At 41.6% G+C, this 26,753-nt stretch carries 17 protein-coding genes, 3 rRNA genes and 1 pseudogene; 1 reads left to right on the top strand and 20 read right to left on the bottom strand.

The genetic code is table 11. The features are described 5' to 3' along the window. Positions 1-25 precede the first annotated feature (25 nt). Positions 26-1,734, top strand: a pseudogene (mobQ, locus tag ACH9UM_RS02255) (MobQ family relaxase). 77 nt (positions 1,735-1,811) lie between these two features. Here mobQ and ACH9UM_RS02250 read toward each other — a convergent pair. The 20 genes from ACH9UM_RS02250 to topA all read right to left on the bottom strand — a co-directional run bounded on the left by ACH9UM_RS02250 (position 1,812) and on the right by topA (position 26,687). Further along, a complete protein-coding gene (locus tag ACH9UM_RS02250) occupies positions 1,812-2,183 on the bottom strand; it encodes a TnpV protein (RefSeq protein WP_008689726.1) in 372 nt (123 codons plus the stop codon). A 31-nt stretch (positions 2,184-2,214) separates the two neighbouring features. Next, entirely contained in the window at positions 2,215-3,864 is a 1,650-nt protein-coding gene (gene rlmD, locus ACH9UM_RS02245; RefSeq protein WP_055159329.1) for a 23S rRNA (uracil(1939)-C(5))-methyltransferase RlmD, read from the bottom strand. A gap of 214 nt (positions 3,865-4,078) precedes the next feature. After that, positions 4,079-4,318, bottom strand: coding sequence for a hypothetical protein (locus ACH9UM_RS02240; RefSeq protein WP_004846628.1), 240 nt, complete (start codon positions 4,316-4,318; stop codon positions 4,079-4,081). A gap of 237 nt (positions 4,319-4,555) precedes the next feature. Then, positions 4,556-7,843, bottom strand: coding sequence for a SpaA isopeptide-forming pilin-related protein (locus ACH9UM_RS02235; RefSeq protein WP_055159331.1), 3,288 nt, complete (start codon positions 7,841-7,843; stop codon positions 4,556-4,558). Next, positions 7,840-8,778 carry a DUF5688 family protein gene (locus ACH9UM_RS02230; RefSeq protein WP_004846630.1) on the bottom strand — a complete coding sequence of 313 codons (939 nt, stop codon included), beginning with the start codon at positions 8,776-8,778 and terminating at the stop codon, positions 7,840-7,842. The genes ACH9UM_RS02235 and ACH9UM_RS02230 overlap by 4 nt, the downstream gene beginning before the upstream one ends. Positions 8,779-9,010: 232 nt before the next feature. Beyond that, positions 9,011-9,568 (bottom strand): elongation factor P, encoded by a 558-nt coding sequence (efp, locus tag ACH9UM_RS02225; protein WP_004846631.1) that lies wholly within the window; start codon positions 9,566-9,568, stop codon positions 9,011-9,013. 57 nt (positions 9,569-9,625) lie between these two features. Beyond that, positions 9,626-10,135, bottom strand: coding sequence for a YqeG family HAD IIIA-type phosphatase (locus ACH9UM_RS02220; RefSeq protein WP_004846632.1), 510 nt, complete (start codon positions 10,133-10,135; stop codon positions 9,626-9,628). Then, the gene (locus tag ACH9UM_RS02215; RefSeq protein WP_009242897.1) at positions 10,135-10,920 is read right to left on the bottom strand and encodes a shikimate kinase; all 786 of its coding nucleotides are present in this window, start codon (positions 10,918-10,920) and stop codon (positions 10,135-10,137) included. The genes ACH9UM_RS02220 and ACH9UM_RS02215 overlap by 1 nt, the downstream gene beginning before the upstream one ends. Before the next feature lie 154 nt (positions 10,921-11,074). Continuing rightward, complete coding sequence (locus tag ACH9UM_RS02210; RefSeq protein WP_004846636.1) at positions 11,075-11,824, bottom strand: N-acetylmuramoyl-L-alanine amidase family protein; 750 nt, start codon at positions 11,822-11,824, stop codon at positions 11,075-11,077. 257 nt (positions 11,825-12,081) lie between these two features. Further along, on the bottom strand, positions 12,082-13,536 hold the full coding sequence (gene guaB, locus ACH9UM_RS02205) for an IMP dehydrogenase (protein WP_004846637.1): 1,455 nt from the start codon (positions 13,534-13,536) through the stop codon (positions 12,082-12,084). Between the two features lie 471 nt (positions 13,537-14,007). After that, a 23S ribosomal RNA gene (locus ACH9UM_RS02200) occupies positions 14,008-16,896 on the bottom strand. Between the two features lie 381 nt (positions 16,897-17,277). After that, a 5S ribosomal RNA gene (gene rrf, locus ACH9UM_RS02195) occupies positions 17,278-17,395 on the bottom strand. Positions 17,396-17,500: 105 nt separating this feature from the next. After that, positions 17,501-19,031, bottom strand: a 16S ribosomal RNA gene (locus ACH9UM_RS02190). The 16S, 23S and 5S rRNA genes sit together here, the layout of an rRNA operon. Before the next feature lie 666 nt (positions 19,032-19,697). After that, a complete protein-coding gene (locus tag ACH9UM_RS02185; protein WP_004847189.1) occupies positions 19,698-20,240 on the bottom strand; it encodes a flavodoxin family protein in 543 nt (180 codons plus the stop codon). Positions 20,241-20,361: 121 nt separating this feature from the next. Beyond that, the gene (gene groL / locus ACH9UM_RS02180; RefSeq protein WP_004847187.1) at positions 20,362-21,987 is read right to left on the bottom strand and encodes a chaperonin GroEL; all 1,626 of its coding nucleotides are present in this window, start codon (positions 21,985-21,987) and stop codon (positions 20,362-20,364) included. A 51-nt stretch (positions 21,988-22,038) separates the two neighbouring features. After that, positions 22,039-22,326: a co-chaperone GroES gene (gene groES, locus ACH9UM_RS02175; RefSeq protein ID WP_004847185.1), complete on the bottom strand. Its 288-nt coding sequence runs from the start codon at positions 22,324-22,326 to the stop codon at positions 22,039-22,041. Positions 22,327-22,654: 328 nt separating this feature from the next. Further along, positions 22,655-23,125, bottom strand: a complete 471-nt coding sequence (tnpA, locus tag ACH9UM_RS02170) for an IS200/IS605 family transposase (protein WP_004845078.1) — start codon at positions 23,123-23,125, stop codon at positions 22,655-22,657. 156 nt (positions 23,126-23,281) lie between these two features. Continuing rightward, positions 23,282-23,608 (bottom strand): hypothetical protein, encoded by a 327-nt coding sequence (locus ACH9UM_RS02165; protein ID WP_004847181.1) that lies wholly within the window; start codon positions 23,606-23,608, stop codon positions 23,282-23,284. A 48-nt stretch (positions 23,609-23,656) separates the two neighbouring features. Further along, complete coding sequence (codY, locus tag ACH9UM_RS02160) at positions 23,657-24,436, bottom strand: GTP-sensing pleiotropic transcriptional regulator CodY (RefSeq protein ID WP_004847178.1); 780 nt, start codon at positions 24,434-24,436, stop codon at positions 23,657-23,659. Positions 24,437-24,617: 181 nt separating this feature from the next. After that, the gene (topA, locus tag ACH9UM_RS02155; RefSeq protein WP_004847177.1) at positions 24,618-26,687 is read right to left on the bottom strand and encodes a type I DNA topoisomerase; all 2,070 of its coding nucleotides are present in this window, start codon (positions 26,685-26,687) and stop codon (positions 24,618-24,620) included. Between the last annotated feature and the right edge of the window lie 66 nt (positions 26,688-26,753).

Below are 26,753 nucleotides of genomic sequence, written 5' to 3'. Positions count from 1 at the left end.
GCAACATCGAAAGGAGGTGCCAGATATGGCAATTTATCATATGCAAGCCAAAGTCGTCAGCCGCGGTTCCGGTCGGTCTGCTGTTGCTGCTTCTGCTTATATGAGCTGTAGCCGCATGTACAATGATTATGACGGCATCCAGCATGACTATACCAGAAAGCAGGGGCTGATCTATCAGGAGGTGATGCTTCCTCCAATGGCTCCATTGGAATGGAATGACCGGGAACAACTCTGGAATGCTGTGGAAGAAAACGAAAAGACCAAAGACAGCCGACTTGCAAGAGAATTTGTTGTCGCACTCCCCGTTGAGTTGGATAAAGACAGCAATATTTCTCTTCTTCAAGATTTTATTAAAAAAATTTTGTAGATATGGGGATGTGTGCTGATTTTGCCATTCACGATACAGATGGTCACAATCCCCATGCACACATTCTTCTTACTGTCCGACCATTAAATGAAAATGGAACATGGCAGTATAAAACAGAAAAAGAATATCTCTGTATCAAAGATGGGGAAGAAAAAGGGTTTACTGCTTCTGAATTTAAAACTGCTCAGAAACAGGGATGGGAAAAGCAATATCGCTATAAAGTTGGGAAAAAGAAAGAATATCTGACTTCTTCTGTTGCACAGGAAAAAGGATATGAACGAATTGATAAACACCCCAAGAGCAGCCGATATGGCAGACAGAATCCTATTTCCCAACAATGGAACAGTGATGAACAACTTTGTATCTGGCGGGCAAACTGGGCAGATGCCGTAAATAAAATGCTTGCACGTAATCAGATAAATGCTACCATTGATCACCGCAGCTTTGCAGATCAGGGAATCACCGAACAGCCAACCATCCATGAAGGCTACATTGCCCAGAATATGGAAAAGAAAGGCATGATAGCAGACCGCTGTGAAATCAACCGTCAGATTCGTGCGGATAACAAAATGCTCCGAGAATTAAAAGCAAAGGTAGCAAAACTGGCTGAAGCTGTAGAAAAGTCTATTCCAATAATAGCTGAAACGTTAGAAGCGATCCGCAATCATATGATTTTTATACAGTATCATTTACTTCATAATGAGATGCAAAAAGAAGTGATCCATGACTGGATGAATCATTTCAATCCAATACTGAATAAATACAACACAGTTAAAAAGGAACTCAAAGCTAAAGTTACGGAACGGAAAGAACTGAATGTGCAAAAGGATAAAACCAGTATTTTGAATCCCATCCGGCATATAAAATTAAATCAGCAGCTTACCACTATTACCGAAGAAATCGAAGAACTGAAATCAAGGAAAGAGCAGCTAATCTTCCAGGCAGAATGCTCTACCAATAAAGATATGACGAATCTATCCAAGAAATATGACCAGATGAATAAAAATCTGGATATCCTGTATTCTCAGGACACCTCGCTCAAAAAGCAGCTTGAAAAAGACGCCGCCGCTTTCCGGGAAGAAAAATTTCGTCCTGAACCAGAACAGTATACAGAATTGCTGGACACCCGAATCCAGATACGTCCTGATTTTCGGGATAAGCTGATCGAACAGCTCAAAGGTACTTTTGGTAAGTATTATGACTATCACCGCCGTGATATTGCAGCCAATGAGGTAGATTATCTCAATGTGGAAGATCCTGATGTTTTTTCCCATCGTGCCTGGGAACTTGAATATCAGAGGAAACAGGAAATACGGCGAAATCAGCCTGCTCGAACTAAGAAAAGGTCGTATGATATGGAATTATAATTTGGTTCTTCTTTGCCCATTATAAACACAAGAGCTGAACAAATAGGATTTTTCGTCCTACCTGTTCAGCCCTTTGTTTACCTGTAAATCAATTCTTTCAACACAATCTCTTCTGCAGCATTCCGGACATTATTTACCGCTCTAACCCATTCCATCTGGTCACGAGCTTTCAATTCTTCCGTAATGCCCTGCTTCTCCATCATCTGACTCACCAGAATATCCATTTTCTCCTGTGTTTCATCGTCCACCGCATTCAGATGTTCTGTCAATCTGTCTTCCAACATATACAGTGAATACATTGCCGGACGATGCTCTTTCAGATATGTTTTCCGCAACATTCCGTATTTCCCATAATGCGGTTCTTCATCTGTACTGACAAGATTCGGATAGTAAATTCCGTCTGCGCCAAGTGTGTAGGTTCCACCCATTTTTTCAAATGTGCTTTTCATGTGTTATTCCTCCTTGAAATCAGCGATGTCCTTAGATCATCGCATAATATTTCAGGGCAGCCTTGATAGCATCTTCTTTCTCTTTCGGGCATTGTGGAACTCTTGCATTTTCTGATTTTGGAAGATTATAGTTTTCTCCCACTTCAATTCCACATTTGCGTTTTACCTGAGAAATATATAAACTTGAAACCTTCAAGCCAAATTCTTTCAGCACATAATCTTTGATTTCCTGATAGGTTGCTTTCAACTCGGCACTGGTGGCATCCAGCTCGTCCAGGTCTAAGTCGATCTCTATCGTGTCATCTGGTTTTTGTTGGGACAAAAGAACAACCGTCTCCACATGCACAGTCTCACAAAATTGATCCACTGCCGTCATTTTTTCAACCGTATACCCTCTCTGCTGTATCAACTCTAAATCCCGCGCCAAGCTTGTCATTTTACATGAAATATATACGATACGATCCACTCCATAATCCAAGATCTTCGGTAATGCCTTCGGATGGATTCCATCTCTTGGCGGATCTAATATGATCACATCCGGTTTCTCCTTTATATCATCAAGCACTTCAAACACATCCCCGGCAATAAACTCACAATTAGAAAGTCCGTTCCTTTCTGCATTCTCTTTTGCCGCTTCCACTGCTTCTTCTACAATCTCTACGCCAATCACTTTTTTTGCCACAGGAGCAAGCACCTGACTGATCGTGCCTGTTCCGCTGAACAGATCAAACACCGTCAGATCACGGATATCGCCTATGTATTCACGCACTGTTTCATAAAGCACTTCCGCCCCCTTTGTATTTGGCTGAAAAAAGGAGAACGGTGTAATCTTAAATTGTAATCCGAGCAGTTTTTCATAAAAGAAATCCTGACCATATAAAACCCTCGTCTCATCGCTTTTTACAACGTCTGACAAAGAATCATTCAAAATATGAAGAATGCCTACGATTTTCCCTTCAAGCGGAAGCTGTAAAAGCTGTTCTGTCAGTTCTGATAAGTCGTATTCTTCCTGCGTTGTTGTGACAAGATTGACAAGGATCTCTCCTGTCGTATCTCCCCGTCTTAAAAGTAAATGTCTTAAATATCCGACATGCTGCATCTTTTTATAATAACTGACTTTCCGCTCTTTAAAATACTCTAATACGCACACGAGAATTTTATTCATATCTTCATGCACGAGTTTACAGTCGGATGCGGTCAGCACATCATAAGTACTTCCTTTTTTATGAAGTCCGAGCGACAAAGGACCATCTTTATATTCATCTCCGAATGAGAATTCCATCTTATTTCTATATGCAAATTCTTTCGGACTTGCCTTCACACCTTCAAACAAATACTCGCCGTCCACAGCTTCATCCATAATTCTTCGGATCTGTCCTTCTTTCATTTTCATCTGTTCTTCATACGGCATTGTCTGATACATGCATCCACCGCATGCCGGAAAAATACTGCATACAGGTTTCCTCGTTTCAAGAGAGGAATTTTCCAGAACTTCTAACAGCCTGCCTTCTGCATTCCCTTTTTTAAATTTATTTATAATGAATCGCACTTTTTGCCCCGGTACTGCATTTTTTACAGTCACATATCTGGCATCTTTACCTTCTTCTTCAACTTTCACAAGTCCTTTATTCGGAAAATCTACTCTTTCAATTATTCCTTCAAAAATCTGCCCTTTCTTCATAAGCTTTTCCTTTCATAATAATTTTTCTTTTTAACACAGCAGAAAATTACCGCATTAACTCTTACTCTTTTATCAATTTTTCTGTTAACTTTTATGTCAATCCTTCATCCATATATCATTGCAAAGCAGACACCTTTTCAACTGCAAAACAGGCAGGGTGCAGTTTCATCCACACTCTGCCTGTATATTCTGTTTTACTTTTGCAAACAGTTTCTTACACCTGATCGTCTTCGCTGAAATAATCATCGAAGTCATCGTCAAAATCATCTTCAAACTCTTCCAAATAATCCGGTGTAAAGAAACGATACACTGCGTAAGCGATTCCTGCAACTGCTGCCACTGCTCCAATAATTGCCAATACCCAGATCACTTTATTTTTCTGACTTTCCGCCTCTTTTTTGTGCAGCAGATCATTCAGTTTTGTCTCGGCGATAAATTCTTCTACTTTGCTCATAATCTACGTCCTTTCTCTGTTCTGAAAAACAGTCTTTACTTTCTCAATATTATAACACTAACCGCTTTATATTACTACTGATTTTGAGCAAATTCTAAACAGTAATTTTAAGCCCAGTAATTTTGAGCAAGCTCTAAATACTAATTTTAATAATTCTAATAAGCAATCTTTAAATAAATTTCTAAAGCAATTTCTCAAATAGAACAATTCAGCTGCTGCATCCTTGATCGGTCGTTTTTAATGTCTTCGTTTTTTTCGTTTCCAAGTAGCATATAAAATACAGACAGACGCCGACATAATCAAAATCGTTTGCTTCATATATACCTTATTATCTCCGGTTTTTACCGTAACTTCTTCTTTTTTCAAAATAGATACTGTCTGTTCCTGATTTCTCAGATCTCGATGTGCATCAATCAAACAATCACCGAGATACAATACTTCAAAAACTACAATTCTTTTCCCCGGAAATTTTCTTGAATCAACATCAAATTCCATTGTAATCCCGTCTTTTGCGTCTTTCCCCTTAAATGTTTTTTCTGATGTTACCGGTTTCCCGTCCTGAAGCAGTTCTTTTCCTGTATCTGCATCCATCAATATGCCTTTCATCGTATAAGATGCATTTGCTTCCATATATTTAAAATTGACTGTATCGCAGATAATATGTTCCTCTCCTGCAATAATTTCTTTTGCCTTGCTTTCTTTCCAAACGGCGTGTGTATCCGTGATCCGTGTATGATGATTTTCAATCTCCAGAATTTTTTCCTGTTCTCCTTCTACTGTTCCGTCTTCCCTGATCTGAAACTCCCACACTTCTTCATTTTTTATATATCCTGTCAAAGGTTCAGACTCATAAAGACAGTAGACTCCCGGACGCAGATAAGAAAGATGTATTTCTCCATTTTCATCTGTAATATATGTTGTTTTCTCTTCGCTGAGATCTTCCTCTTCTGCATCGGATTCTTCGTTTATTTCCGATATTTTTTCCCGCAGTTCAAATTTCACGCCAGAAAGTGCTTTCTTTGTTTCCCCATCTGATTTTCGGATAACTACAGACGTAGGCTTATTTAATATTTCCGTCTCTTTTGTCACAACCGGTACGTCCTGACCTTCGTACTCTAATTCGATCTCAACGCTCTTTTCCGGCAAAATATAACCTTCTGCCTGCTTTGTCTCTATGATCTCATACGTTCCAAGATACAATTCTTCCGACCATGCTTTCCCGCTTTGGTCTGTCACTAATGATCCGACTACTGTTCCTTTTTCCACACGAACAGTTCCGTCAGGAGTACAAATATCTTCTGCTGCCTTTATCTCAAATTTTACTCCTGAGATTCCTTTTTCTGTTACAGAATCATTTTTTTGAATATAAATGCGCCCTTTCGCCGGTCTGTCTTTCGACTCAACAATAAAAGGTTTCTCCCAGTCATGATTTTCTATAATTGTAAATGGAATTAATCCATCTTCTATAAGATAACCTTGCGGCGCTTCCACCTCCTGAAAATAATAATTTCCGGCAGGAAGTTTCTCAGGCAAAACAAAACTTCCGTTTTCGTCTGTTTTAAACAGATCGTAAACTGATTCATTCGGGTAATGTGTCGTCATCGTAATCGGTTTTTTATCTTTGTCCAAAAGCCGAAACACCGCTCCTGCAACAGGAATTATTTTTTCTGTCTCGCTATCTTTTTTCACGAGCTTTACCGGAGAAAATATTTTCTTATTTTCTAATATGTAATATAGCGTTTTCGCATCTTCTTCTATTGTAATCTCAAAATCTCCTACCGGAGTCAACCCTTCCGGCGCCTTTTTTTCGCTCACAATATATGTATCATATACAAGACCTCCTTTCTGCTGTTCTTCTCCTTGTCGGAATGTTGACGCATATCCGTTTTCATCTGTTACAATTTCACACTGCCAGCCTGTTGTTTTTGATGTGATTGTAAAAACAATTCCCTCCAAAGGTACTTTTTGTTCGCCCTGCTCTGATTCTTCCTCTTTATCTTCACGAAATTTTACAATCTGCAGATTACCTCTGATGATCTGATCAGGTATTGTAGGACATTGAAAAATTGTATCTGTCTGTCCTGTGCCTTCTTCCCTAACCGTTTCTATAAAAATTTCATTGTTGAGCAAATATCCTTCAGGAGCTTTTATTTCCTGAAATGTAACAGTTCCAAGCGGAAGAACAACTTCTCCTTCCGTGTTTTTATAAAACGGATCTCCACTGACTTTTTGTTCTTCTTTCATTCTTATTCTTCCTTCTGAATCCGTTTTCATAATCCATTCTCTGACCGGTGTTACTCCTGAATCTGCCGGATTTTTTTCATAATATCCGGAATAATACTTAATAGAAAATTGAGCGTCTTCCAATGTTGCCGCTCCTTGAGCTTCTGATTGATCTGTTTCTTTATCTTTTTTCTGTAAAATCAGATCTATCGGATAATACTGCGCCTGATCTGTGCACTTATATGTACATACTTTGTTTTCATCTATTCGGATAGATTGCGGCTTAAATTGTATAACATGTCCGGCCGGAGCTTTTAATTCCCTGATATCATAATTTCCGATCGGAATATTTTCTTTTTTTGCATAACCTGATTCGTCTGTAGTCAATTCCCATAATAGTTTGTCTTTTCCGCTTTCATAGATACCAAACACCGCTCCTGCAAGAGAATAGCATCTGTTTCCTTCTATCCATTCCGGATGATCGGAATATTTATAAATCTCAATAGATCCGACTCTGTCTTTTCCACTTCCTCCCATTGTCTGTCCGGCTGAATTTAAGTTAAACAAAAACGCGTAAAATGATTCCGGCGGATCCGGCATACTTTCTATATTTTTTGCCTTCTGTTTTAAATTTTCAATTACCTGCTGATCTAATCCTAGAAACGCTTCCTCCGTTCCCATATAAAGATACGACAAAATGCAATGACTCATACAGTATTCGTCATTTACAGAATAATTTTCTCCAATGCCGATCGCACCATATTTTGCCCTATACAATTCATATCCTGGACCGCCATATGCATAATACAATCCTTTTCTTACAGCTCCGCCGGTTAATGCCTGCGTTTCATACGAACCTGAATTTGGAGTATCTTTCAGCGGTTCAAGACAGTATGCAGGTTTTCCGTTTACATCAAAATAATTAGTGCTGTAATTGCCATAATAAATCTCTTCTCCTACTGTCAGTTCTACTTTTGATCTTTCTGAAATTGCCGCCGCTTTTTTGAACATCTCATCCGATTTTGTCAAAACTGCCGGATATGTATCCGATGTGATTCCCGCAGTTGTCAGTATCATACCTTTCGATATCGTATCTCCGTCTTCATCTGCCTCTGATTCCAACGAAAATGTCATTGTTTCCATATCTAACACTGCTTGTTTTTTCTGCGTCAATACGGATGATTCTGCTGAGATTTCTCTTTTTCCAAAGCTTTCATCTGCGACTGCCTGATCCATAGTGAACATGTTCGTAAAAATGATTCCAAAAAGAAAACAAAATACAACTTTCATCCATCGTCTCATGCCATCATCCTCCCTGTCTGTACAGATGATCCGACACGAAGCTTACCGGAAACTCTGTCATACAAATACACATGATTACTTAATACATCTTCCTCTTCAACCTGTGTACTGTTGATTTCTCTTACCATCTCATCCAACTTACTGCATACATAGATTTCTGAATATGGCACAATGATCACTTCATGAACACTGCTTGGCAAAATATAATAATCTTTCTTTAAAATCTGACCGATCATTTCGAGCACGTTAGGATAAGCAATACATGCCGCTCCATAATTTCTGAATTTATTTGATAAAACATACATCTGATCATAGTCTTTTTTCTTTTCTAAAAGAAGATCTCCCTCTTCATATTCCACATCCCCTAAAAGAGATTTTAATGCATGGTTCATCGTAACAAATTCTGCCGGAAGCAGATTTTTTACATTTTTCACCGCGTCTTCCCACAATGTTTCTGCCTGCACCTTCCAAGTGTCTGCATGGCTTCTGTTAACAACCATTGCCGCTGTTCCTTCTTCAGACACATCAACAAGAACATAAAAAACAATAGACAGATCAAGAAACGCTAAATGGGGAACGGTTCTTAAAAATTTTCGATTTTTTGCCGTGTTGATCACTTTAAATACAATCCGGTTTCTGACCCCTTCATAATCCCGAAAAGATTCACAATCCCACGGTTTTTCCTGTTTTATTTCTTCATAAAGCTGCTTGATGTCATCTACAATCTGTTCTATCTTTCTACCCGCCACATAGCTTTCGTAATACTCTTCTAGATAGATTGTCGGAGAAATATTGATCCCGGGCATTTCAATCAAAATACCCGTTCTCTCTTTCCCATTATTTTTCATTGCCGTATATAAGCTTGCACGAACGCCCCCTTTCATCTTTTTGTTCATCATCTTTTCTACCGCATCTGCAAATTCAATATAAGTCATATAACTCCTTCCTTTTTATGCGGTTCAATTTGAATTAAATGAGAAATCCGGTACGAACTGTACCTTGAAATACATTGATAATTTGAAAAATATTATGTGCTCTTGATTATAGAGAATCAAAAAAGAAAATGCAACATGTAATATTGCACAAAAAAGATTCCGCCCTCAGACGGAATCTTTTTATATAATTTCAAAACACTATATAGACACAAAATCTAAAATATCGCTTTGATTAAACTCTTGACAAATACTCTCCTGTACGAGTATCAATCTTCAGAACATCTCCCTGCTCAACAAAAAGCGGAACCATAACCGTAGCGCCTGTTTCTACAACAGCCGGTTTCGTTGCTCCCTGTGCAGTATCGCCCTTAAATCCCGGCTCTGTTTCTGTAATCTCCAGCTCGACAAAAAGCGGCGGTTCAACAGAAAATACATTTCCGTTATGTGAGCAGATCTTAACTGTCTCATTCTCTTTCACAAATTTCAAAGCATCTCCTACGACATCCGCATTCAAAGCGATCTGATCATATGTCTCAACATCCATAAAGTTGTACAAATCACCGTCCTGATACAGATACTGCATGTCCTTTCTGTCAATATGAGCTTTCGGGAATTTCTCTGTCGGACGGAATGTTCTCTCTACCGCACCGCCACTGATAATATTTTTTAATTTTGTTCTTACGAAAGCTGCACCTTTTCCCGGTTTTACATGCTGGAACTCCAAAATCTGGTAAATATTTCCATCAATTTCCACAGTAATTCCGTTCTTAAAATCTCCTGCTGAAATCATTTATCTTCCTCCTTCAAAATCGTTCACTATTTTAGCACTCCATTTAATAATTCTATACTAATTTCTTTCATTTTTCAATCTTTTTTTATAGAAATGAAGAACGATCTTCTCAAGATACCTCTTAAGAACAATCTGAATCTCTTCTTTTGGATTGATCGGCCTCACAAGAATATTATGTATTCCTGTTCTTTTCGCTCCCCAGACATCTGTAAACAGTTGATCTCCGACAAAAAATGTATTTGTTTTATCAGTTCCCATAATCTTCATCGCTTTCTCATAATTTTTCGTTGAAGGTTTATGCGCATTATAAATATAATTTGTCCGAATCTCCTGATTGAACATTTTTACTCGTTCTTCTTGATTATTAGAAATGAGACAGGAGGAAAATCCAATCTCTTTCAATCTCCGAAACAGTTTTTTTGCTCTGTCATCTGCCGGTGCACCGTGAGGCACAAGAGTATTATCTATATCAAAAATTACTCCTCGATATCCCTCTTCATACAATCTTTCAAATGGGATTACATATGTAGATACCACATATTCATCCGGGAAAAATCTTTCAAACATTATTTCTCTTCCAACTCCATCAGTCTTGTAATCAGTTCTTCGCAGATCTGCAATATCGTTTTTCCATCCGTGCGAATCACAACATCTGCCGCATCTTCATACTTCTCTTTTCTTTTTTCCATCAACTGTGCAATAAACTCCACACTTTTATTTTCTTTTAAAAGCGGGCGGTCATTACTGTCTTTTACGCGTTCATAAATTGTTTCCGGGCTGGCAGTCAATAAAACGACCTTTCCGTTTTTCTTCATTTCAACGACATTTTCACTGCGAAGCGCTACTCCGCCCCCACAAGAAATAATACAATTTCTGCCTGTCTGAAGTTCCTTTAATAATTCCGTCTCAAGATTGCGGAAATATTCTTCCCCATATGTTGCGAAAATATCCGGAATGCTCATTTCCTCCCTCTCGGCAATTTCCTGATCCATCTCCACAAGTTTCATATCAAACATCGTGCTGAGATAATCTGAAATCGTAGACTTTCCCGCTCCCATAAACCCGATTAATACAATATTATATGGAAACAGCTTTCTTGCCTGAATTCTTTTGCTGTTCCGCAAAATCCTCTGGAATACATCATGGATTTCTTCCTGATATTTATTTCCCTGTAACTTTTCTTCCAACCTTTTTTCCTGCTTTTCCTCTTGCGCAGGCTGCAAAATCGGCATCCCGTATGTTTCTTTATATGACATTATCTTTTCGATGATTCCATTTCGCTCTACAAGCGCATCTATAAGCTTATCATCACACATCGCAAGCTGTTCACGATACATTTCCAGATCGTTCATCTTTACCCTCCACATTTCACTCAAACTAACAAATCTAACACATTATATCAATTCCATAGAAACATGACAAGGGATTTTACAAATACAGTCTGCGCAAATTTTCCGAAAATCAAAGAAACTGTCCTCAATATAATTTTCCAAACAAGCGGATCATCTATTTCTTTTGAACCGCGTCCCACACATTATCTTTAAACATTTCCCATGCATCTTCGTTTTCTACAAAATATTTCGGACAATTTTTTCCTGTAACATCGTAATGGCGAATAATCTGATCTTCTTTCAAATCAAATTTGACACAAAGCCATGCTGTAAGCTGTACAAGAGAACGGTATGTCGCATCAGTAAACTTTCCTGTTTCATCAGGGTGACAGACTTCAATCGATACTGTATCTGCATTTCGCTCATTCGATGCATAAGCGATCTCCCATGTCGGTACACATTGTATGATCTCTCCATCCAATCCTACAATAAAATTACTGCTTGCTTCCGTCTGCCCGGAATATTGAAGGCCATTAAAATAATCTCTGTTATCCTGAGCCGTACTTCCCGGATTTGCAGTATAATGAATAACAACGCCTTTTACTCCTTCGCTCTCGATTCCGGGCCTTGAATAGGGATTTACATCCAAAAGCTGTACATCAATATCCGGCTGTGAAGCATCTGTTTCTACAAACTGATTTCTCTCTCCGATACAGGAGCGCACAACTAAAATAATCGTCAGAATAAGAAGCACTGCGAGTCCTGCAACTGCCGTTATTCTGATTCTTTTCTTTTTCATCTTCTGCTTTAACGAATTCGATTTTACAGAACGGCTTTTCTTTGTACTTGATCTTCCAGTATTATGTCCCGATGCATTTTTTCTGTTTTTCGATACTTTTCTTCTGTTTTTTTTATAAAGACTCATTTCTTTGCCTCTGTTCTATGTATCTTTCGCATTTTGGTCTGCTGATATGATGAATCCCCGAAAGTGACAAAAAGCACATTCCGGGATTATAAGCGGTGACAAAGTCTTGGACAAGCCCGGACTTTGGCTCGTCGCCGTTATAAAAACAAATGCCTGTCAGAAATTCAACAGGCATTTATTTGATCACGTTTTCTATTTACTTTGATTCCCATCGTCACACAAACCGTTTTTCTGTTATGTAATGATGCTGATTTTCTTTATTCGTCTACGCTATAGTTTGGCGCTTCTTTTGTGATATGAATATCATGCGGATGACTTTCTTTAAGAGATGCTGCTGAAATCTTAATAAATCTTCCGTTTGATTTAAGTTCTTCGATCGTATGTGTTCCGCAATATCCCATACCCGAACGAAGTCCTCCCATAAGCTGGAATACAGTATCCTCAACCGTTCCCTTATAAGCTACACGGCCTTCTACACCTTCCGGAACGAGCTTCTTTGCATTTTCCTGGAAATAACGGTCTTTGCTTCCGTTTTCCATAGCAGCGATTGAACCCATTCCACGGTATACTTTATATTTTCTTCCCTGATAAAGTTCAAATGTTCCCGGACTTTCATCACATCCCGCAAAAATACTTCCCATCATACATACGTTTGCTCCTGCGGCGATTGCTTTCGTCATGTCTCCTGAATATTTGATGCCTCCGTCTGCAATAATCGGCACACCGTATTCTTTTGCAACATTATAGCAGTCCATTACCGCAGTAATCTGCGGCACACCGATTCCGGCAACAACACGAGTCGTACAGATAGATCCCGGTCCGATACCGACTTTCACCGCATCAACTCCGGCTTCAATTAATGCTTTCGCAGCTTCTCCTGTCGCCACATTACCGGCAATTACCTGAAGATCCGGATATTTTTCCTTCACCATACGAACAGTACGAAGAACATTTGCAGAATGACCATGCGCAGAATCCATAACGATAACATCTACTTTTGCCTTTACCAGAGCATCTACTCGCTCAAGACAATTTGCTGTAATTCCGATTGCCGCTCCACAGAGAAGGCGTCCCTGCGAATCTTTTGCAGACAACGGATACTTGATCTGTTTCTCAATATCTTTGATTGTGATCAATCCTGTCAGATTTCCCTCATCATCCACAATCGGAAGTTTTTCTTTTCTTGCCTTTGCAAGAACTCTCTTTGCTTCTTCAAGAGTAATTCCTTCTTTTGCTGTAATCAATCCTTCAGAAGTCATAGATTCTTTAATTTTTTTAGAAAAATCCTCTTCAAATTTTAAATCACGATTCGTAATAATACCGACAAGTTTACGCCCTTCTGTTATCGGAACTCCTGAAATACGGAATTTTGCCATTAAATTATTAGCGTCTTCCAAAGTATTCTCCGGTGACAGATAAAACGGATCTGTAATAACCCCGTTTTCAGATCTTTTTACCTTGTCCACCTCTTCCGCCTGAGCTTCAATCGACATATTTTTATGAATAATACCGATGCCGCCCTGACGAGCCATTGCAATCGCCATACGGTGTTCTGTAACCGTATCCATTCCGGCGCTCATCATCGGAATATTAAGTCTTATCTTTTTAGTCAAATATGTTGACAGATCTACTTCATTCGGAATTACCTCTGAATATGCGGGAACTAACAGCACATCATCAAACGTAATACCTTCTCCTATAATCTTTCCCATGTCCTTTGACCTCTCTTTCTACCAATCCATACTAGTAAATGTTATTTGATATACTACAAAAATTCAGAACTGATGTCAACCCTTTCAGAGAATGCTCACGATTTTCAGCATTGATTTATTTTAACCTTTATTTATAAGTTATACTTATATAGTGAATTTCACCATGATTTTTCATAATATATAGAATATATATCACTTTAATATTATACACATTGGAAGTTTTTCTTTCTAAATCAATATTCCTGACAAGCCCGACTTTAGCTTGTCTCTGCCGCAAAAAAAGGCAACGCCTTTTCAGACGCTGCCTTCTCTCATTCCGTTTGGAAAATATTCTCTTCTTATTTATATCTCGTTTACATATACCTTCAAAACTACATACAAAGAATCTTTTTCATCCTACCCTTACGGGTACCGTCTTTGATAAGCATCTAAAACACAGATGCTAACCAACGACATGTGCCTATCTCCGCTTTGGTTATGCCCTCGACCTATTAGTAACAGTCAGCTCCATGTGTTGCCACACTTCCACCTCTGCCCTATCTACCTCGTCGTCTTCAAGGGGTCTTACTAACTTGACGTTATGGGATATCTCATCTTGAGGGGGGCTTCACGCTTAGATGCCTTCAGCGTTTATCCCTTCCCGGCTTGGCTACTCTGCTATGCACTTGGTAATACAACAGATACACCAGCGGCCAGTCCACCCCGGTCCTCTCGTACTAAGGGCAGCTCCTCTCAAATATCCTACGCCCACGCCGGATAGGGACCGAACTGTCTCACGACGTTCTGAACCCAGCTCGCGTACCGCTTTAATGGGCGAACAGCCCAACCCTTGGGACCGACTACAGCCCCAGGATGCGATGAGCCGACATCGAGGTGCCAAACCACTCCGTCGATGTGAACTCTTGGGAGTGATAAGCCTGTTATCCCCAGGGTAGCTTTTATCCGTTGAGCGATGGCAATCCCACTTTATACCACCGGATCACTAAGTCCTACTTTCGTACCTGCTCCACCCGTCGGTGTCGCAGTCAAGCTCCCTTCTGCCTTTGCACTCTTCGAATGGTTTCCAACCATTCTGAGGGAACCTTTGAGCGCCTCCGATACCCTTTCGGAGGCGACCGCCCCAGTCAAACTCCCCACCTGACATTGTCCCCCAGCCGGATCACGGCTGCTGGTTAGAAACCCAATACTGCAAGGGTGGTATCCCAACATTGACTCCATGGCAACTGGCGTCACCACTTCCTAGTCTCCCACCTATCCTGTACATGCAATATCGAATCCCAGTATCAAGCTAGAGTAAAGCTCCATGGGGTCTTTCCGTCCTGGCGCAGGTAACCAGCATCTTCACTGGTATTTCAATTTCACCGGGTGCATTGTTGAGACAGTGCCCAAATCATTACGCCTTTCGTGCGGGTCGGAACTTACCCGACAAGGAATTTCGCTACCTTGCACCGTTATAGTTACGGCCGCCGTTTACTGGGGCTTAAGTTCAAAGCTTCGCTTGCGCTAACCTCTCCCCTTAACCTTCCAGCACCGGGCAGGCGTCAGCCCATATACCTCACCTTTCGGTTTCGCATAGACCTGTGTTTTTGCTAAACAGTTGCTTGGGCCAATTCTCTGCGGCCATTCGCATGGCACTCCTTCTCCCGAAGTTACGGAGTCATTTTGCCGAGTTCCTTAACAATGCTTCTCCCGTCGGCCTTAGGATTCTCTCCTCATCCACCTGTGTCGGTTTACGGTACGGGTATCCTGTAAACAATAGCGGCTTTTCTTGGCAGCCAGCTCACACACTTCTCTACTTCTTTTCGATCCGCATCACGTCTTCGGATTGCACACCGGATTTGCCTGATGTACTCCTACCTCGCTTGCACCGGTCTTTCCATTCCCGGCTTGTGCTCTCTGTCTGCGTCCCCACAGTTCTGTTACAGGATAGTACAGGAATTTCAACCTGTTATCCATCGACTACGTCTTTCGACCTCGCCTTAGGCCCCGACTTACCCAGGGCAGATCAGCTTTACCCTGGAAACCTTAGATATTCGGCCAAGAGGATTCTCACCTCTTTCTCGCTACTCATTCCGGCATTCTCTCTTCTTAAAAATCCACTGCTCCTTTCGGTACAGCTTCGTCTCTTTAAGAATGCTCCTCTACCAACCTGCATTCGCAGATTCCTGAGCTTCGGCAGTGTGTTTCAGCCCCGGACATTTTCGGCGCAGGACCTCTCGACTAGTGAGCTATTACGCACTCTTTTAATGGATGGCTGCTTCTAAGCCAACATCCTAGTTGTCTTCGAAATCCCACATCCTTTTCCACTTAACACACATTTTGGGGCCTTAGCTGCAGGTCTGGGCTCTTTCCCTTTCGACTACCCAACTTATCTCGGATAGTCTGACTCCCATACATCATCTACACGGCATTCGGAGTTTGATATCCCTTGGTAAGCTTTGACGCCCCCGTAGGAATTCAGTGCTCTACCTCCGCAAGACTTGTATGAGGCTAGCCCTAAAGCTATTTCGAGGAGAACCAGCTATCTCCGGGTTCGATTGGAATTTCTCCCCTATCCACACCTCATCCCCACCCTTTTCAACGGATGTGGGTTCGGTCCTCCATTGCCTTTTACGGCAACTTCAACCTGGACATGGATAGATCACCCGGTTTCGGGTCTACTCCGACTGACTTTCGCCCTGTTCAGACTTGGTTTCCCTTCGGCTCCGCACCTTCAGTGCTTAACCTCGCCAGCCAGCGTAACTCGCCGGACCGTTCTACAAAAAGTACGCGGTTCATCATATAAAGATGTTCCACAGCTTGTAAACATATGGTTTCAGGTTCTTTTTCACTCCCCTCCCGGTTCTTTTTCACCTTTCCTTCACAGTACTATGCGCTATCGGTCACTAAGGAGTATTTAGCCTTACGGGGTGGTCCCCGCATATTCAGTCAAGGTTCCACGTGTCTCGACCTACTCTGGATACCGCCATGTCAACTCGCCTTTCGCTTACGGGACTTTCACCCTCTTTGGTCAGCTTTCCCAAAACTGTTCTGCTAAACTTGTTGAATCAATTCCGCCGGTCCAACCCCGGGATGCACGCATCCCGGTTTGGGCTCTTCCGTTTTCGCTCGCCGCTACTCACAGAATCACATGTTGTTTTCTCTTCCTCCGGCTACTTAGATGTTTCAGTTCACCGGGTTCCCTTCCTGACGTTATGGATTGGCGTCAGGATAACTGAGGTTTGCTCAGTTAGGTTTCCCCATTCAGAAATCTCCGGATCGATGGGTATTTGCCCCTCCCCGAAGCTTTTCGCAGCTTATCACGTCTTTCATCGGCTCTTAGTGCCAAGGCATCCACCATACGCTCTTATCAGCATAACCAAACGATAGTTGTTCACGGGAATGAACTTCTATCCACACATGTATAGCGTTACATGTGTTGGTTCTAGGCCAATTTATTTTTAGTTTGTTTTCTTCAAACTTTATAGTAATTGTTAAATAACATTACCTCGGATGTCTTGATTAGATATTTTATCTTATCATTGATTTTCTCTGTATGCAGTTTTCAAGGTACACATCTTGACTGATCTTTCATCAGTCATTAGAACTTAAAATCTCTTTTAAACTCTAATCACTGGTGAACCCAGTTATTCCAACAGCACTGCCCTGCTGATTGGGTTGGCTTGACGAGGTGTTGCTCATCCCTGCCTGTATTTATTCTAAACTTCGACAGCGTTTCTGTCTTCGTTTTTTCTTTTTTTGATTTGGCGGCCACCTACTCTCCCACACCGTCTCCAGTGCAGTACCATCGGCCGTTCAGGTCTTAACCATCGTGTTCGGGATGGGAACGGGTGTTACCCCTGAACGCATCGCCACCAAAAAGTTTTGTCATCCTTGATGACTAAACAATAGACAACGACTCACTTTACTTCTTCTTCCGTTTTAGTTGGATTGTTCCAGACGAAAGAAGTTATTTCTTCCTTAGAAAGGAGGTGATCCAGCCGCACCTTCCGATACGGCTACCTTGTTACGACTTCACCCCAGTTATCGGTCCCGCCTTCGGCAGCTCCCTCCTTACGGTTGGGTCACTGACTTCGGGCGTTACTGACTCCCATGGTGTGACGGGCGGTGTGTACAAGACCCGGGAACGTATTCACCGCGACATTCTGATTCGCGATTACTAGCGATTCCAGCTTCATGTAGTCGAGTTGCAGACTACAATCCGAACTGAGACGTTATTTTTGGGATTTGCTCCACCTCGCGGTCTCGCTTCCCTTTGTTTACGCCATTGTAGCACGTGTGTAGCCCTGCTCATAAGGGGCATGATGATTTGACGTCATCCCCACCTTCCTCCGGGTTATCCCCGGCAGTCTCTCTAGAGTGCCCGGCCTGGCCGCTGGCTACTAAAGATAGGGGTTGCGCTCGTTGCGGGACTTAACCCAACATCTCACGACACGAGCTGACGACAACCATGCACCACCTGTCTCCGCTGCCCCGAAGGGAAGGACGCATTACCGTCCGGTCAGCGGGATGTCAAGAGCAGGTAAGGTTCTTCGCGTTGCTTCGAATTAAACCACATGCTCCACCGCTTGTGCGGGGCCCCGTCAATTCCTTTGAGTTTCATTCTTGCGAACGTACTCCCCAGGTGGACTACTTATTGCGTTTGCTGCGGCACCGAATGGCTTTGCCACCCGACACCTAGTAGTCATCGTTTACGGCGTGGACTACCAGGGTATCTAATCCTGTTTGCTCCCCACGCTTTCGAGCCTCAACGTCAGTTACTGTCCAGTAAGCCGCCTTCGCCACTGGTGTTCCTCCTAATATCTACGCATTTCACCGCTACACTAGGAATTCCACTTACCTCTCCAGCACTCTAGATGAACAGTTTCCAATGCAGTCCCGGGGTTGAGCCCCGGGTTTTCACATCAGACTTGCCCATCCGTCTACGCTCCCTTTACACCCAGTAAATCCGGATAACGCTTGCACCATACGTATTACCGCGGCTGCTGGCACGTATTTAGCCGGTGCTTCTTAGTCAGGTACCGTCATTTTCTTCCCTGCTGATAGAGCTTTACATACCGAAATACTTCTTCGCTCACGCGGCGTCGCTGCATCAGGGTTTCCCCCATTGTGCAATATTCCCCACTGCTGCCTCCCGTAGGAGTTTGGCCGTGTCTCAGTCCCAATGTGGCCGGTCACCCTCTCAGGTCGGCTACTGATCGTCGCCTTGGTAAGCCGTTACCTTACCAACTAGCTAATCAGACGCGGGTTCCATCTCATACCACCGGAGTTTTTACCCCCGCACCATGCGGTGCTGTGGTCTTATGCGGTATTAGCAGTCATTTCTAACTGTTATCCCCCTGTATGAGGCAGGTTACCCACGCGTTACTCACCCGTCCGCCGCTCAGTCACAATCCTCTTCATCCGAAGAATCTAAGCAAAGTGCTTCGCTCGACTTGCATGTGTTAGGCACGCCGCCAGCGTTCATCCTGAGCCAGGATCAAACTCTCGTTAAAAGTGTTTGTCTTGGTCAAGAATCACTACTAGCAATTCTTTCCCTCTTTACTGTTTTGGCATTGAACACTTAATGAGTCTCTCACGAATTTAGTGTGAAAGCCGAACCTCATCTTGTATCAATGTAGTTCTTAAAAATTTTTCTCTTTAAAGAAATTTTCAAGGGTTGTTGTCTATTGTTCAGTTATCAAGGTTCTTTCTCTGTTCTGTCTCAAGCGACAGTTTTTATATTCTATCAAAAGCTTTATCATTTGTCAAGAACTTTTTATTTTTTTGCTGACCGTTCAAGCGACAGCTTTAATAGATTACCACATCGCTGTGATATTGTCAACAACTTTTTTCACTTTCTGATCTTCCGCCTCCGCGTCTTCAGATAAGTTTTTCTGTTGTCTCCCGCTATCCGATCGTTTACAGTTCCCATTCTTTGGCTGTTCCGCCTCCGCGTCTCCAAAAGTCTGTTCCTGTATTTCGTATAGCCGTCATCAGCGACAAGTGATATCCTATCATGTATGGAAGTAATTGTCAATGTTTTTCTTGTTTTTTATTTATTTCAGATAATTCAAACAATTACCCTTTTTACCGCTTCTTTTCAGTCATAAATATTGCTTTCAAAATACTCATTCAAAATCCGCTCACCGAGACCTTACCCCTTGCAGATTTGTCATTTGCTATTTAATACAATTTCCCATCTCATACGCCTTTTTCAGTGCACTATGCCCTTTGATCGTTCCTGATTCGTTTACTCCTCCGGCAAATACGCTTCCTGAAAGATGCGCTCGATCAAAACAATCTATCCATCCTGTCAAACCACCGATCGCCCGATTCGGAACTTCCGGTTCATCTTCCGCAGCAGTTGTCAACATATAAATATCCGTAAATTTATAATCCGAATCATACAAGCTATTTGCTCTATCGATCATTGTCTTCATCTGTCCGCTCATTTCATAATAATAGATCGGTGTTGCAAATGCGATAACCTCTGCCTCATACATTTTTCGGGCAATCATATTCGCATCATCATCGATCACACAACGTCCCAGTTTATGGCACGCCATACACCCTTCACAAAACGCGATTGTTTTATCTTTTAAGGAAAGAAATTCCACTACATTACCGGCGTCCTCAGCCCCTGATGCAAATGCCTCTGCAAGTTTTTCCGAATTACTATTCTTTCTCAGACTCGTACTGATAACAAGAACTTTCTTACTCATAATCCGCCCTCCCAAACACCTAATACACTATCGGTACCGGTATTTCAATTTTCATTTTTTAAAGGTCTGTAGGAAATTCCCACAGACCTTCTATACACTATAATATGGTTAGATACTATTTTTACATCATACCCATTCCGCCTGCACCGCCTGCCGGCATAGCCGGTACATCTTCTTTAATCGTTGCCACAACAGATTCTGTTGTCAAAAGCGTGGATGCAACGCTCGTTGCATTCTGCAAAGCACTTCTTGTCACTTTAGCCGGATCCAGAATTCCTTTGCTTACCATATCAACATATTCTTCCGCATAAGCGTCAAATCCTACTCCCGGATCGGATTCTCTTACTTTATTTACAATCACAGCGCCCTCAAGTCCTGCATTAGCAGCAATCTGATGAAGCGGAGCTTCCAATGCTTTCAGAATGATCTTGGCTCCTGTCTTCTCATCACCTTCCAATTCCTCTGTCAATTTAGCCACTTCTTTTGAAGCATGGATATACGCAGAACCACCGCCTGCAATAATACCTTCTTCTACGGCCGCTCTTGTCGCATTCAGTGCATCTTCCATACGAAGCTTAGCTTCTTTCATCTCCGTTTCTGTTGCAGCGCCGACACGGATAACAGCTACACCGCCTGCAAGTTTTGCAAGTCTTTCCTGCAATTTTTCTTTATCAAACTCAGAAGTCGTCTCCTCGATCGCTTTCTTGATCTGTGCAATTCTGTCTTCAATCGCTTTTTTATCTCCGCATCCATCTACAATAACAGTATTTTCTTTCTGAACTTTTACAGATTTTGCACGGCCAAGCTGATCCATAGTTGTTTCCTTCAGATCAAATCCAAGTTCTTCTGAGATCACCTGTCCGCCTGTCAAAATTGCGATATCCTGAAGCATTTCTTTTCTTCTGTCTCCATAACCCGGAGCTTTTACTGCAACAACATTAAATGTTCCGCGAAGTTTATTTACGATTAATGTTGTGAGAGCCTCTCCTTCAATATCCTCTGCGATAATAAGAAGTCTTGCGCCGGACTGGACAATCTGCTCAAGCACCGGAAGAATATCCTGAATATTAGAAATCTTCTTATCTGTAATCAAAATATACGGATCATCAAGAATCGCTTCCATCTTTTCCATATCTGTTGCCATATATGCAGAAATATATCCTCGATCAAACTGCATTCCTTCTACAAGGTCTAATTCTGTCTGCATAGTTTTGGATTCTTCAATCGTGATGACTCCGTCATTCGATACTTTTTCCATCGCATCCGCAACCATCTGTCCGACTTCCTCATCGCCGGAAGAAACTGCCGCAACTCTCGCGATCTGTTCTTTTCCATTCACCTTGCTGCTCATAGCACGGATCGCTTCAACCGCGTTATCTGTTGCCTTTTTCATACCTTTTCTAAGAACGATCGGATTCGCTCCTGCTTCAAGGTTTTTCATTCCCTCATGTACCATTGCCTGCGCAAGCACTGTTGCCGTTGTTGTTCCATCTCCTGCCACATCGTTCGTCTTAGAAGCAACTTCTCTGATAAGCTGCGCTCCCATATTTTCAAATCCGTCTTCCAATTCGATCTCTTTTGCAATCGTCACACCATCGTTTGTAATAAGCGGCGCTCCGAAAGATTTGTCAAGAACGACATTTCTTCCTTTTGGTCCGAGTGTTACTTTTACTGTATCCGCTAACTGATTTACACCTTTTTCAAGGGCTGTTCTTGCTTCAGATCCGTATTTGATTTCCTTTGCCATCGTTAAACATCTCCTTATTCTTACCTGTGATCATCTGTCTTCTGACTATTTTTACTCTGTTACGATTGCGAGAATATCGCTCTGTTTTACGATAATGTACTCTTCTTTGTCCAGTTCCACGTCTGTTCCTGCGTATTTAGAGTAAATCACTTTATCTCCCACGTTTACCTGCATTACTACTTCTTTTCCATCTATATTTCCGCCCGGTCCTACAGCGATAACTTCTGCTTCCTGCGGTTTTTCTTTTGCCTGTCCCGGCAAAACAATACCGGATTTTGTCGTCTCTTCTGCTTCTAACTGTTTCAAAACAATTTTGTCACCCAACGGTACTAATTTCATTGTAATTCCTCCTTTAAATTTGCCTGTTAGCACTCATTTATTACGAGTGCTAAACTTCATGAATATAAAATAGCACTCTGTTTTCAATTTGTCAACACAGTTTATGAGGTTTTTATAGAAAAAATAACAACAATCACCGGAAGTTCCAAAACGCACATTATAGATCAATCAGCAGTTGACAATATTTCAGTAAGCCCGATCTTTGGCTCATCGCCCATAAATAAACATCCACCCGCCTAGCGGGTGGTTTTTCATTTTCGGGCATAGCCCTAATATTACTAGCCACGCACAAGTGCGTCTTTTATTGGCCTGCCAGCCACGCGCAGGATTACTTGCTACCCGTAAACGGGTCTCGCGGATCGAATAGACTAATCTGATCCATTTCCTTATCTTGTTTTAGCTGGTTGGCTATGTAACTTTTTATTGCTGCCGTGTTCTTCCCTACTGTATCAACATAGTATCCCTTACACCAAAACTCGCGGTTTCGGTATGCAAATTTCATATTTCCGAATCTCTGAAATATCATTAGGCTACTCTTTCCTTTTAAGTATCCCATGAATCCCGAAACGCTCATTTTGGGCGGGATACTCAGAAGTAAATGAATATGATCCGGACATACTTCTCCTTCGATGATTTCAACACCTTTCCATTGGCACAGTGTTCGGATTATTTCACGAATTGCTTCTTTCTTTTCGTTATAAAATACTTTCCTTCGATATTTAGGTGCAAACACTACATGATATTTGCAATTCCATTTTGTATGTGCTAAGCTTTTTACGTCTGTATTTTGTTCTGACATTATACGGTCCTCCTAATGTGTTTTTATTTACGTAACTGGCAGGTCACGTTTTTATTATACACATTAGGAGTTTTTATTTCTGAATACACCGCTAAAGCTTTCACGGAACCACGCGACTATCGCGTGGTTTTCTTGATACAAAAAGACGAAACGCATCTACGCACGTTTCGTCATTTTTCTGCCTTCATATACATTGTAAAAACCATTTTCAATCCGAAGCTTCAAAAACTTTCGGTCATCGCGACAATATCGTTCTTTCACAACCCCTGTGCAATACAAAAGTTCTGTCCTTGTCGAAATATAACATCTGTATTTAGCATCGAGTGAAATTACCGTCAATTCATCTTCTTTCAACTCAAGATAAATGTAATCTTCCTCCGGATCATATTTTTCAACCCTGCACTGCCTTGTCGCTTCATCAAAAATTCCATCTGCCGATATGATTTTTTCCATACGCAGATCTACGGGATTTCCTTCGTACATCGTTCTTCCTCCTGCCTGCCTCTATCTGACTTTCCGCTTTTTAAAAAACTACATACGTTCTTTTTTAATTTTCTCAAGTTCTTCAAAAATATAGTCGTTCAACACTTTTATATAGGTTCCCTTCATACCGGAAGAACGAGATTCAATTACTCCCGCACTTTCAAACTTACGCAGCGCATTCACAATAACCGAACGTGTAATGCCTACTCTGTCAGCTACTTTACTTGCGACAAGAATACCTTCCGTTCCGCCGAGCTCATCAAAAATGTGAATAATCGCTTCTAACTCCGAAAATGACAGTGTACTGATCGCCGATTGCACGATATGTTCTTTTCTTGTTTCTTCCGCACTTTCTTCATTTACAGAACGAAGCATCTCCAAACCGACAACAGCAGTTCCGTATTCGCTCAAAATAATGTCGTCTATCGAATACGTCTTATCTTGCTTATAAATAAATAATGTTCCAAGCCTCTCTCCCGCAATATCAATCGGAGTTACGATTGCCTGGCACCCCTGCACCGCCTCTGCTGAAAATCCAAGTGTCTCCAGATTCACATTTTCTTTTGTAGAAAGAATGCTTAAAAGTCTTTCATTTAACATCTGATCGATATGAGATCCGACAGCCTCTGTGATCAATTCACTGATTTCCTGAACATCCGGGCTTTTACTTACGCCGAGAATCTTCCCCTTTCTGCTTACCACAAGAACATTTGAATCAAGAATTTCGGTCAATACCGCACAAATATCATTAAATACGACCTTACTTGAATTATTGTTATGAAGCAATTTATTAATTTTTCTTGTTTTGTCTAACAGTTGTACGCTCATTATTTCCTCCGTTTGCTTCTTACAAGCCAATAATTGTATACACAAATCCAGATAAATATATAGATAATAATATGTTATCACACAATTTTTCTGATTTCAATACATTTCCGCAGTTTTATTTCTTATTTTTTATTTTTTTTATTTATAATCCGAATGCCTCTGTTTTTGTTTGGTTTCCACTCTATTTCCCGATTGTTTTTACATATCCGCATTTTTCATCTGCACATACGAGTTTATTTCCTTTTTCCAACATGTAACCGCCGCAGTCAGGACACTTTTCTTTCGACGGCTTCTGCCACGACATGAAATCACACTCCGGATTATTTTCACATCCGTAATATTTTCTGCCTTTCTTTGTCTTACGAATCACAACGTCCTTTCCGCATACCGGACAAGGTACGCCTATCTTTTCAAGGTATGGTTTCGTATTTCTGCATTCCGGAAACCCGGGGCATGCCAAAAATTTTCCATGAGGCCCGTACTTGATTACCATGTTTCTTCCACATTCTTCGCAGATCACATCTGTCACTTCATCTTCGATCTTGACACTTTCAAGCTCGATCTCCGCACGTTTTACCGCCTCATCCAGATCCGGATAAAAATTACGGATCACATCTTTCCATGCAACCTTTCCTTCCTCAACCATATCTAAAAGGCCTTCCATATTTGCCGTGAAATTTGCATCCACAATACTTGGGAAAGATTGTTTCATAATATTGTTCACCACTTCCCCAATTTCCGTCAAATATAAATTTTTCGCCTCTTTTGTCACATATCTGCGCCCAAGTATGATTGAAATCGTAGGGGCATACGTACTCGGACGCCCGATTCCAAGTTCCTCCAACGCCTTTACAAGACTGGCTTCTGTATAATGCGCCGGCGGCTGTGTAAAATGCTGTTTTGTATCAAAATCTTCTCTTGTAAATACAGAATCCATACTTAAGTGTCCTACAAGAACATTACTTTCCTCTTTTTCTTCATCAGCTTCTGTATAGACAGATCTAAACCCGTCAAATACACATCTTGATGTCGAAACCGAAAAACGATACTGCCCGGCTGCAATCTTAACCGAAGTAGATTCATATTGCGCCGGCATCATACGGCTTGCCGCAAAACGTTTCCATATCAGTTGATACAAACGGAACTGATCTCTTGTGAGAGATTCTTTGATCGAAGCCGGAGTTCTGCTGATATCCGTCGGACGGATCGCCTCATGTGCATCCTGTATTTTCTTTCCTTCCGCCTGCTTCGTCTGCCCCGCCGCAATATACTTTTCTCCGTAAACAGAAGCGATATATTCTCTTGCCGATGCGTCCGCTTCGTCTGCGATTCGAGTAGAATCCGTACGAAGATAAGTGATGACACCGACTGTTCCGCCGCCTTTAATATCAACACCTTCATAAAGCTGCTGCGCAATGCGCATCGTCTTTTGAGTTCCGAAATTCAGAGCCTTCGCCGCTTCCTGCTGCAGTGTACTCGTAGTAAACGGAAGAGGAGCTTTTCTGAACCGCTCGCTCGTTTTTATATCTGAAACTTTGAATTCTGCATTCTCGATCTTTTTGACAATCTCATTTAATTCCTGCTCTGATCTGATCGTCATTTTTTTCTGATCTGTTCCGTAAAACTTTGCTGTAAGAGGGCGCTTTTCCCCTTTTATCTTCAAAATCACGTCAAGTGTCCAATACTCTTCCGGAATAAACGCATTAATCTCCTCTTCTCTGTCTGCCACAAGACGAAGCGCTACCGACTGCACACGCCCCGCGCTCAGTCCGCGTTTTACTTTTGCCCAAAGAAGCGGGCTGATCCGGTATCCGACCATACGATCCAGAACGCGGCGTGCCTGCTGCGCATCAACTAAATTCATATCAATATCCCGCGGAGCTTTCAAGGATGCCTTCACTGCATTTTTTGTAATCTCATTAAAGGTAATCCTACGCATCTTCTTTTCATCTAATTTCAGCGCAGTCGCAAGATGCCACGAAATCGCCTCTCCTTCACGGTCAGGGTCAGTTGCCAGAAATACTTTGTCCGACTTCTTCGCCTCTTTCCGCAAAGCCGCAAGAATATCGCCTTTTCCCCTTATTGTAATGTATTTTGGTTCGTAATCGTGTTCTACATCGATTCCAAGTGAACTTTTCGGAAGATCCCGTACATGTCCCTGAGAAGCCGCAACTGTATAATTGCTGCCCAAAAACTTTTTGATCGTTTTCACTTTCGCAGGAGACTCCACGATAACAAGATAATGTGCCATAAAAAATTACTCCTCCATCTGAGCGGTATGTGCCCATTTTTAACCCAAAGCTGTTTTTATGATTTT

Origin of the sequence: Mediterraneibacter torques (assembly GCF_044591705.1) — a bacterium.
Taxonomy (GTDB): domain Bacteria; phylum Bacillota; class Clostridia; order Lachnospirales; family Lachnospiraceae; genus Mediterraneibacter; species Mediterraneibacter torques.
Note: the sequence above shows the minus strand (reverse complement) of the source record. Positions and strands in the feature narration are given on the sequence as shown.